Here is a 9,341-nt window from a genome sequence, read left to right on the forward strand (position 1 = left end):
CGAACCAGTTTCGAGCGACCCCGCGCAATATCGACCTGACATCCGAGGAGGAGCCATGGCACACGAAATGACCGCGCTCGTGACCGGCGGTACCAGCGGCATCGGTCTGGCGGTCACCCGCCGGCTCGCCCAGAACGCGAAGGTCTTCATCTGCGCGCGCGACGAGCAGACGGTGAAGGAGACCGTCGAGAGCCTGCAAAGCGAAGGCCTGCAGGTGGAAGGTGCGGCCGGCGACGTGTGCGACGCCGACGACGTCCGGCGTGTCGTCGCGGCGGCGAACGAGTTCGGTGACCTGAGCGTCCTGGTGAACAACGCCGGCCGCAGCGGCGGTGGCATCACCGCAGAGATCAGCGATGAGCTCTGGGACAGCATCGTCGAGACGAACCTGACCAGCGTCTTCCGGGTCACCCGCGAGGTGCTGCGCGCCGGGCTGGCAACCCGGAGCTGGGGTCGGATCATCAACATCGCCTCTACCGCCGGCAAGCAGGGCGTCATCTACGGCTCGCCGTACTCGGCCTCCAAGCACGGCGTGGTCGGCTTCACCAAGGCCCTCGGACTCGAACTCGCGCAGACCGGCGTCACCGTCAACGCGGTCTGCCCGGGCTACGTCGAGACTCCGATGGCCGAACGGATCCGACAGGGCCACGCCGCACACTTCGGCGTCACCGAGGAGCAGGTCATGTCGACATTCACGGCCAAGATTCCCCTGCGTCGGTACTCCACCCCGGACGAGGTTGCCGGCTTGGTCGGCTACCTCACCGAACGCACCGCCGACGCCATCACCGCGCAGGCCATGAACGTCTGCGGCGGACTCGGCAACTACTGAGCGGCAACTCACCCTGACCGCAGCACGCGAGGAGAGGTCCATGAAGCAGGTCGAGCATTCCATCCACATCGCGGCACCGGCCGGCGATGTGGTCGCGGTCATCAGTGACGTGACGCGGTGGCCGGTGCACTTCCCACCCACTGTCCACGCCGAATCGATCAAGGCGGAGGCCGCAGACGACGACGGCACCCACGAGATCATCCGCATCTGGGCCATGGCCAACGGCGCGCTGCGGACCTGGACCTCGCGACGGTTGTTGAGCGCGGACGGCATGCGGATCGACTTCCAGCAGATCGTCTCCCAACATCCGGTCGCCGCCATGGGTGGGACCTGGATCGTCGAGCCCGACGACGCCGGCTGCCTGGTCCGGCTGCTGCACACCTACGCGGCCGTCGACGACGACGCCGCGTCCCTGGCGCTCATCGACCGCGCCGTCGACACCAACAGTCGTTCGGAGTTGGCGGCGTTGAAGGCGTCGGCCGAGGCGGTCGCCCGCGATCTGCTGGTGACCTTCGAGGACACCGTCGTGATCGGCGCGAGCGTCGAGGCAGCCTACGAGTTCATCAGACAGGCTGATCTGTGGCCGGAGCGCATTCCGCACGTCGTCCGGCTCGAGCTGCAGGACGACGACGGCCTCCAAATCATGACCATGGACACCCGCTCGCCGGACGGCTCGGTCCACACCACCACGTCCGGCCGAGTCTGCTTCGCGGGAGATCGCATCGTCTACAAGCAGTCCGTGCTGCCGGCGGGCCTGGCCGCACATCTGGGCTGCTGGACGTTTCGCCCCGTTGACGGCGGCACGGCGATCACCTCGCAGCACACGGTGCTGCTCGACCCGGACGGCTTCGCGAAGCTGCCGTCGCCGCCGCCGGATCTCGACCACGCACGGGCCGCTGTGCGGCGTGCGCTGGGCACCAACAGCACAGTGACGATGACGTCAGCTGGCACCTTTCTCGACCGACCGACCGTGTCGGCCTGACCCAACGGAGCACTCATGACCACGTTCACCATCGATGACCTCAAGGCACAGCTGAGCCAGACCATCGGCGACGACGAATCGGTCGACCTCAGCGGCGACATCCTCGACGCCAACTTCTCGGAGCTCGGCTTCGACTCGCTGGCGATCATCGAGACCACCAGCCGGGTCGAGCAGCAGTGCGGTATCTCCCTGCCCGAAGCCGAGACGGCCACCGCCGAGACACCACGCGCGCTCCTGCTGCTGATCGATCGGGCGCTGAGCGATCGGACTACCCACCTGCTGTGACCCGGACGGGCTGGGCAGACGGCGAGCCGGCCCCCCGGGGGTGGTCGGCTCGCCGTCGTCGCCGGGTCGTGATCCGGGGACGGGCCTACAGCCAGCCGGCCTCGTGTGCGATCCGGATCGCGTCGACCCGGTTGCGCGCGTTCAGTTTGGCCACGACGGCCGTCAGATAGTTGCGCACCGTGCCGACCGAGAGGTGCATCGCGGCGGCGATCTCCGGGGGCTCCGCACCGTTCGCGGCCAGGCGCAGTGACTCGACCTCCCGGTCCGACAACGGGCACTGCGAGGCGCCCCAGGCAGCGAAAGCCAGATGCGGATCCATGACCGCGCCGCCGCCGGCGATCACCCGAATTGCAGCGACGAGCTCACCCGGTGACGCGTCTTTGAGCAGGAAGCCGGCGACGGACATCGTCAACGCACGCTGCAGCGTGCGGGGTCGCCCCAGCCCCGTGAGGATCAGTGTCCGGCATCCGGGCACCTGGGCGTGGAGGGCCTCCGCGGCTGACAGGCCGTCGAGCTGCGGTAGGTCGACGTCGAGGACGGCGACGTCCGGTTGCACTCGCTGCGCGGTAGGAACGATGAGGTCGCCCGAGCCGACCTGGGCGACCACGCTGAGGTCGTCTTCGAACTCGAGCAACTCAGCAAGCGCGACACGCAGGATCTGCACGTCCTCGGCGAGCAGGATCCGGATCGGCGACGGCCTGTCCGCTGCAGTCATCGCCGCACCGGATCACGAGTGGGGGCTGCTGCCGGGAGCCCGAGCGAACCGGCGGGGGCGGCGGGCACGATCGGCAGGCTCGTCACCACTTCGACCCAGTGGTTGTCAGTACGGACCGCCGTCCTGCCCCCTGCCGACGCCACCCGCACCCCGACCTCTTCGGCGTGCCGGAGCAGCGGCGCGTCCGAGCGCGTCGCACCCGCGACTGAACGCATACGCGTGGCCACGAGCAGATGCACCTCGGTGTCGCCCACCCACACTTCGACGCGACATCCCTGCACGCCCGTGCACTGCATGACCGCCGAGGCCATCGAGCGCAGGATGAGACCGGAGGCGGCCGCGAGGTCCGCCGGCACGAGGTCAGCGCCACGGCTCGTGACCTCGATACCGGCGCCGCGCAGGGTCGCGGTCGTGGCCGCGAGCTCGTCAGCGAACGAGGTGACCCGGTATCCGCTGGCGACCACGCGGACGTTGCTCACCATGTGCCGGGCGACGGGAAGGGCGGCGGACAGTCGCTCTCGGGCAAGCCCGGGATCGTCGGGTAGGGCGTGGGACGCCGCCTCGGCAACTGCGACGAACCGGTCCAGGTCGTGGCGCAACAGCTCGTCGAGCTGCTCGTCGGTGCGAAGCCGGTCGGCGGTGACCGCCAGCTGGAGATACTCCCGACGGAAACTCTCGATCTCCGCGACGAGCAGCGCCAGCCGGCAGACGCCGAAGATGATGAGCGCGGTCATGGTGCTGGAGATCATCAACTCGGCAAAGCCGGCGAGGTCGCGGCTGGTAGCGACAGCAAGCCCCAGCACGACGAGACATGGCACCGCGTAGCCGAACCATCGCCAACGGGCCGACAGCAGGAAACACAGGGACCCCGCGACGAAACCGGCCATGGACCGCCACGGCCCGTCCAACCAGAGCAGCGGGGCGAAGGCCGCCATCACCTGCGCGGTGAGGATGACCGCACGCCGACGGAGCACGGTCTGCCGGTCCTGCAACGCGACCCACAGCTGCAGGCCCACCTGCGCCAGCACGTCCACCGCGATCGCGAGACCCACGCCGGCGCTGCGAGACTCAGCCACGTCACGCTCATCGATGAGTAGCAGCATTCCGTAGCCCACGATCACCGCTGTGGTGGTGACGCGGGCCTTGCGCAGGGCCCAGTCCGCCCCGGAGAAACCCGCCGCGCCGAGCCCGGCACGAAGACCCGCGATCGGTCGTGTCGTCATCCCTCGCCTCGCGCGCCCGACCGGGCAGCTCGCCACGACTTCGAACAGGTCGCCGGCGCGCCGGGTCCGCAGGCTACCGCCGAGGGTGGCCAAGCGAGCCGCGAGGTTGTTCAACCCGGACCCACGCTGCGGGATGGCGGCCGCTGCGGACGGCGCCGGGTCGTCGGCAGCGTCATTGACGACCGTCAACGTCACGGCATCGGCAGTCGCGGCGATCGTGATCGACACCGTGGCCGCGCTGGCGTGCCGCACGATGTTGGTCGCCGCTTCCCGGAGCACGATCGCCAGGACACCGTCGACCTGTTCAGGCAGCTCGACGCTGGGCACATCGAGGCGCACCTTCGCGCCGGCAGCGACGAACAGCGCCTCCGCCGCGCTGAGCTCGCGAGCGAGGCTGGCCTCGGCCTCTCCCCTGGCCAGCGTTCCGATGTCCCTCAGGGTCTCTCGAGCGAGCTCGAGGGTGTCCTCGACCTCGGTCCGGGCGCGGGTCGGATTGCGGGGCAGCAGCCGGCACGCCAGCTCGCTCTTCAGCAGTAGCGCGCTGAGCTTGAAACCGAGGAGGTCGTGCATGTCCTGGGCGAGACGCAGTCGCTCGCCGATGACCGCCATGCGCGCGGCGTCGCCGCTGGCGACGTGCCGCGCTGCAGCCAGGCCTGCCAAGGAGCTGATGGAGTAGAACATCACGCCCGTCAGCGGCGCGAAGAAGAACGTGAAGGCCAGCCCGGCGCCCTCTCTGCCGATCGTCGCCCACGAACTCGCGCAGACGACCACAGCCGAGGCGGCGAAGCCGAGCCATCGACGGTGGCCGGGGATGACGAGCAAGGTCAGGGCCAACGAGAAGCCGAGCACGATTCCCGCCCCCGGACCGGCCCAGAGCAACGGTGACATGGTGGCCACGAGCACCACCAGCAGGAGCCTGACCCGAGCTGCGACGGACCAGCGGAGGACGTCTCTGGTGGCGCCGAGGTGCACGCAAACCGCGGCCACCACGAGGTGCACGATGAAGGTCAGCAGCGGCGCCCCGGTCACGGCACGCGGTCCCGCGGCGACGATGACCAGAGAGTCCACCACGTAGCCGAGCGTGATCACCGTGACCAGTGCGAAGCGCATGCCTGTTGCAGGCTGCGAACCGGGCGACAGTGGCACCCGCGAACTGTACCGATTACGGCCTCGCCAAACGGGCCAAACTGAGAAGTTTACGACCCCGAAACCTTTTGGTGCATGTCGCGCATGATGCGTTTAAGGCGCCGGCAAACTGCCGAATGATGTCACCCGCATTACCGAAGGTTGCAAAGTCCACATAAACCCCGGATCGTACAAATCGGACACCTTCGGCTCGGCGCCCCACCGCCCACCATGGCCTTCGACGCCCGTCCTGGCGCCCGTAGACACGGGGGTCATGCGTGCACACCAGCTGAGCCACACCAGCTCATCACGCAGCAGGAATTTTTCCTATCCAAGTGATGAATACGCGCATAGCCGACGTTCGCCCTATTTGTTTAGGTAGGTGCCGACACGGACTCGTCGCCGGCAGTGAAGCCGCGCAATTCGTATTCGAGGCCGGTGTCGACGCGAAACCCTAAGTGCGAGGAGCTGGGCAATGTTGAAGTTCCGTTTGTTAGGGGCCGTCGAGGTGCTACGCGACGGCAAGGTGTGCACCCCGACAGCGCCGCGAGTACTCACCACCCTGGCCCTGGTCCTGGTCCGTGCCAACCACGTCGTCGGCATCGAGCCGTTGATCGACGAGTTGTGGGCCGAGGACCCGCCGCGCAGCGCTGCGACCACGGCTCAGACCTACATCTACCAGCTGCGCCGCCTCATCGATCAGGACCAAGCCGGGCCCGGCAGCAAGGAACTGCTGATGACAGCGGCGCCCGGCTACCTGCTGCGGCTGGAACCACACCAACTGGATCTGTTCGAGTTCGAACGGCTCACCGACGAGGGCCGAGCGCACCTCGACGCGCAACGTCCGCACGAAGCCGCCGACTGCCTGCGGTCGGCGCTCGCACTGTGGTCGGGTGCGCCGCTGGCCAACGTCGTAGGCGGTCGCGTCCTGGACGGGCACCGGGCAGCGCTGCACGAGCAGTACTCCCACGCGCTGAATCTGCGCATCACCGCGGATCTCCAGCTGGGTCGGCATCACCAGCTGATTCCCGAGCTTCGGGCTCTGGTCGCCGAGAACCCGTTCAACGAGTGGTACCACAGCCTGCTCGTCTTCACGCTCGGCGTGGTCGGCCGACGGCGCGACGCCCTGGTGGCGTGCCGGCAGGCACTGAGCACGCTGTCCGACGAGCTCGGCCTCGAGCCGTCGCCCGAGATGAGCCGCATCCAGGAGGGCGTCCTGCGGGGCCTACCCGTCGCACCGCCCTCCGACGCGCCATTCGCACTCGCCGCCCGCATCGCTTGACCAACATCCGGCTGCTTGTTCCGACGAGAGGAAACCCATGACCACCACCAGTACTGCCGTGCCCGTTGTCAGCGCCGAATTGCAGGCGTCGATCACTCAGTTCTACGCACACCACATGCAGCTGCTCGATTCCGGTCGCATCGTCGAATGGGCCGACCTCTTTACGCCCGACGGGGTGTTCGCGGCCGACGGCCACCCCCAGCCGGCCCAAGGACGCGCAGCGATCGTGGCCGGCGCCACCCACACCGTCAGGACGCTCGCTGAGCAGGGAATCGCCCGCCGACACTGGCTCGGCATGTCCGCGATCACCCCGGGCGACGACGTCGTCTCGGTCCGCAGTTACGCAGTCGTCTACCAGATCACCGAGGCCGACGGGACCGAGGTGCGCTCGAGCACGACCTGCGAGGACGAGCTGGTCTCCGACGGCGCCGGGTCGTGGCTCATCAAGCATCGCCACGTCAAGGCCGACCGCCCGGCCGAGGTGCACTGAGTCGCGCCGCTCCCCCGGCGGCACCTCGGTCGCTGCCGTGTGTCAGCTCAGCGGCGGCGAGCGGCAGGGTCCGCTTTGACCACGCCGATCCACGGCAGGTCTGGCCACCGTCATCACACTCGGCCGCCCGTGGCTCCACCTCGATGATCGTGACACGCCGGGCAGCAGTCCACATGACCAGATCAAGGGCGCCGCGAGCGCCGGTCGAGGTCAGCAGGCCAGCATCTAGAGCAGAGCCAAGAAGGCCGAGACCGACACCGGGGCAGTATGAGCTAGTGCTCGTATCGGGCCCCCGCTACTGTTCAGCTCTCGCCGGGCCCGAAGTGATTCGGGCCCGGCGGGAGCTTTTTGTATTGCACAGTGAGCCCAGTAGCGGGCATTACGCTCGCCACGCGAGCATTCGCCACCGAGGCACCGAACTCGACCAAGCCGACTACAGCGGTTCGGGCCGAGCCAGCCGAATTGCTGTGTGAGGAAGTGCCGGCGCACCCTCACCGCGTCGCTGGCGACCCCAGCCCGCGAGTCCCCACCGCTCCCGCGGGGGCAAGCAGGAGACCTCGCACGCGGAGACGACGGGGAGCGCGCGCAGCTCACTGGGCACCCGATTGCCCACCCGAAACCCGGCCACCCCCCGGTGAGGCGACCAGGTACGTCAGCGAGTCGGATGAGTTCCCGGTTGACCCGCCACGATCAAGGTGTCTCACAAACGACTACGCGCGCCGATACTGCGACGTACATTCGCCGACGCCAGTTGTGAACGCGTGTTGACGGCCCGCGAGGAGGCGCACCGCAGGGTGTCCGCAAACGGTCGAAAATGAGACGGTCACCCGCGACCGCGGCTCGTTGTAGGTGTCTCACAACTGCGTCCACAAACGTCGGGTTTTGGAACAGCAATCAGGTGCGATGCTGCTCTGGTGCTGCCAGGATCTGAAGATGGACGCGCCGGCGCACGATGCGATGACCCCGGACGAGGAATGGCTGACCGGGTGCCTTACCAAGCGGGTCCGGGCAGACGGCTCGACGCGAGAGCCGGGGTATGCGCAGATCCGCGCAGGAGTGTTACGGGATCTTCTTCTGCGCACCGATCTGGGCCATCTGGTGTCGATCTCCTCGGTGCACGTCGAGGGACCGTTGGATCTGCGGTTCGCCATGCTCGACTTCGCACTGGAACTGCATGATTCGCTCGCCGACAGCGCCTGGGATCTGAGCGGCGCGCAGCTTCGGCATCTCGACCTCTCGGGCCTGGAATGCCCGAGCCTCGTGTTGGAGGAGGTCAATCTTGCGCATGATCTTCTGCTCGCCCGAGCCCGCCTGGGACATCCATCGACCGCAGCAAACAATGGAACGGCTCCGGCGGTTCTTCCGGTAGTCCTCGAGGCCTCGGGGATACGGCTCGCCGGCGGCGTCTCCTGCTCCGACGGGTTCCGGGCCGACGGGGAGATCCGCCTGCTCGGCGCCACCATCGGCGGCCAACTCAACCTCGACGCCGCCACCTTGAACAATCCCGGCGGCGACGCCCTGTCCGCCGACCAAGCGTCGATCACCGGCGGCGTCTTCTGCACCGACAAGTTCCAGGCCAACGGCGAGGTCCGCCTGCTCGGCGCCACCATCGGCGGCCAACTCAACCTCGACGCCGCCACCTTGAACAACCCCGGCGGCGACGCCCTGTCCGCCGACCAAGCGTCGATCACCGGCGGCGTCTTCTGCACCGACAAGTTCCAGGCCAACGGCGAGGTCCGCCTGCTCGGCGCCACCATCGGCAGCCAACTCAACCTCGCCGGCGCCACCTTGAACAACCCCGGCGACACCGCCCTGTCCGCCGACGGCGCGTCGATCACCGGCGGCGTCTTCTGCACCGACAAGTTCCAGGCCAACGGCAAGATCCGCCTCCTCGGCGCCACCATCGGCAGCCAACTCAACCTGGCGGGCGCCACCCTGAAGACCCCGGGCGACACCGCCCTAGACACCCAGGGTGCGGCCATCGCCGAGCTAGTCCTTGCCCCATTGGGTGGGCAGTCGACCGGATCGGTGTCGTTGATCAACGCAAGTATCGAGCGCCTGCTCGACGCACCAGGCAGCTGGGCTCAGTTCACGCATGTGGAGCTGTTCGGCGCCACCATCACCGCCATCGAGGTCGACGGTTGGACAGCCAAGGAACGCATAGCCTGGCTCGCTCAAGGCCGCGAGTATGAGGCCGAGCCCTACACCCACCTCGCAGCCGTACTGCGTGCACAAGGCCGCGACCGCGACGCCCGGCACATCATGAGGGTCTGCTGCACCGAACTGTGACAGTTTGACCTGGCCCACCAGAAACGTTCCAGTTGGACTGGCTAAGTGGCTGCCTCATCGAGAGGCTGAACACCGTGCCCCGTGCCTATCCCGCCGAGTTCCGCGCTAGGGCTGTCGCCCTCGT

The 9,341-nt window shown here is 68.0% G+C and carries 8 protein-coding genes; 6 read left to right on the plus strand and 2 right to left on the minus strand.

Annotated features, from left to right (window positions below; translation table 11 throughout):
* The first annotated feature begins 55 nt into the window (after positions 1-55).
* From AC0NZQ_RS21775 to AC0NZQ_RS21785, 3 genes are read left to right on the plus strand one after another with little or no spacing between them, the layout of a single operon-like run.
* Positions 56-826: an SDR family NAD(P)-dependent oxidoreductase gene (locus tag AC0NZQ_RS21775; RefSeq protein WP_474532218.1), complete on the plus strand. Its 771-nt coding sequence runs from the start codon at positions 56-58 to the stop codon at positions 824-826.
* A gap of 40 nt (positions 827-866) precedes the next feature.
* Entirely contained in the window at positions 867-1,808 is a 942-nt protein-coding gene (locus tag AC0NZQ_RS21780) for an aromatase/cyclase (RefSeq protein WP_474532219.1), read from the plus strand.
* 15 nt (positions 1,809-1,823) lie between these two features.
* Positions 1,824-2,093: an acyl carrier protein gene (locus tag AC0NZQ_RS21785; RefSeq protein WP_474532220.1), complete on the plus strand. Its 270-nt coding sequence runs from the start codon at positions 1,824-1,826 to the stop codon at positions 2,091-2,093.
* 85 nt (positions 2,094-2,178) lie between these two features.
* Here the strand turns inward: AC0NZQ_RS21785 and AC0NZQ_RS21790 are convergent, their stop codons facing one another.
* Complete coding sequence (locus AC0NZQ_RS21790; RefSeq protein ID WP_474532221.1) at positions 2,179-2,808, minus strand: response regulator transcription factor; 630 nt, start codon at positions 2,806-2,808, stop codon at positions 2,179-2,181.
* Positions 2,805-5,141, minus strand: a complete 2,337-nt coding sequence (locus AC0NZQ_RS21795; RefSeq protein ID WP_474532222.1) for a sensor histidine kinase — start codon at positions 5,139-5,141, stop codon at positions 2,805-2,807. Before AC0NZQ_RS21795 ends, AC0NZQ_RS21790 begins: the two co-directional genes overlap by 4 nt.
* A gap of 490 nt (positions 5,142-5,631) precedes the next feature.
* On the opposite strand from AC0NZQ_RS21795, the gene AC0NZQ_RS21800 reads away from it, so the two are divergent.
* The 3 genes from AC0NZQ_RS21800 to AC0NZQ_RS21810 all read left to right on the plus strand — a co-directional run bounded on the left by AC0NZQ_RS21800 (position 5,632) and on the right by AC0NZQ_RS21810 (position 9,217).
* Positions 5,632-6,438: an AfsR/SARP family transcriptional regulator gene (locus AC0NZQ_RS21800; protein WP_474532223.1), complete on the plus strand. Its 807-nt coding sequence runs from the start codon at positions 5,632-5,634 to the stop codon at positions 6,436-6,438.
* Between the two features lie 37 nt (positions 6,439-6,475).
* Positions 6,476-6,928: a nuclear transport factor 2 family protein gene (locus AC0NZQ_RS21805; RefSeq protein ID WP_474532224.1), complete on the plus strand. Its 453-nt coding sequence runs from the start codon at positions 6,476-6,478 to the stop codon at positions 6,926-6,928.
* Between the two features lie 903 nt (positions 6,929-7,831).
* Positions 7,832-9,217, plus strand: coding sequence for a hypothetical protein (locus AC0NZQ_RS21810; RefSeq protein WP_474532225.1), 1,386 nt, complete (start codon positions 7,832-7,834; stop codon positions 9,215-9,217).
* Positions 9,218-9,341: the final 124 nt, after the last annotated feature.

The organism is Jatrophihabitans sp. sgz311053 (assembly GCF_056135305.1).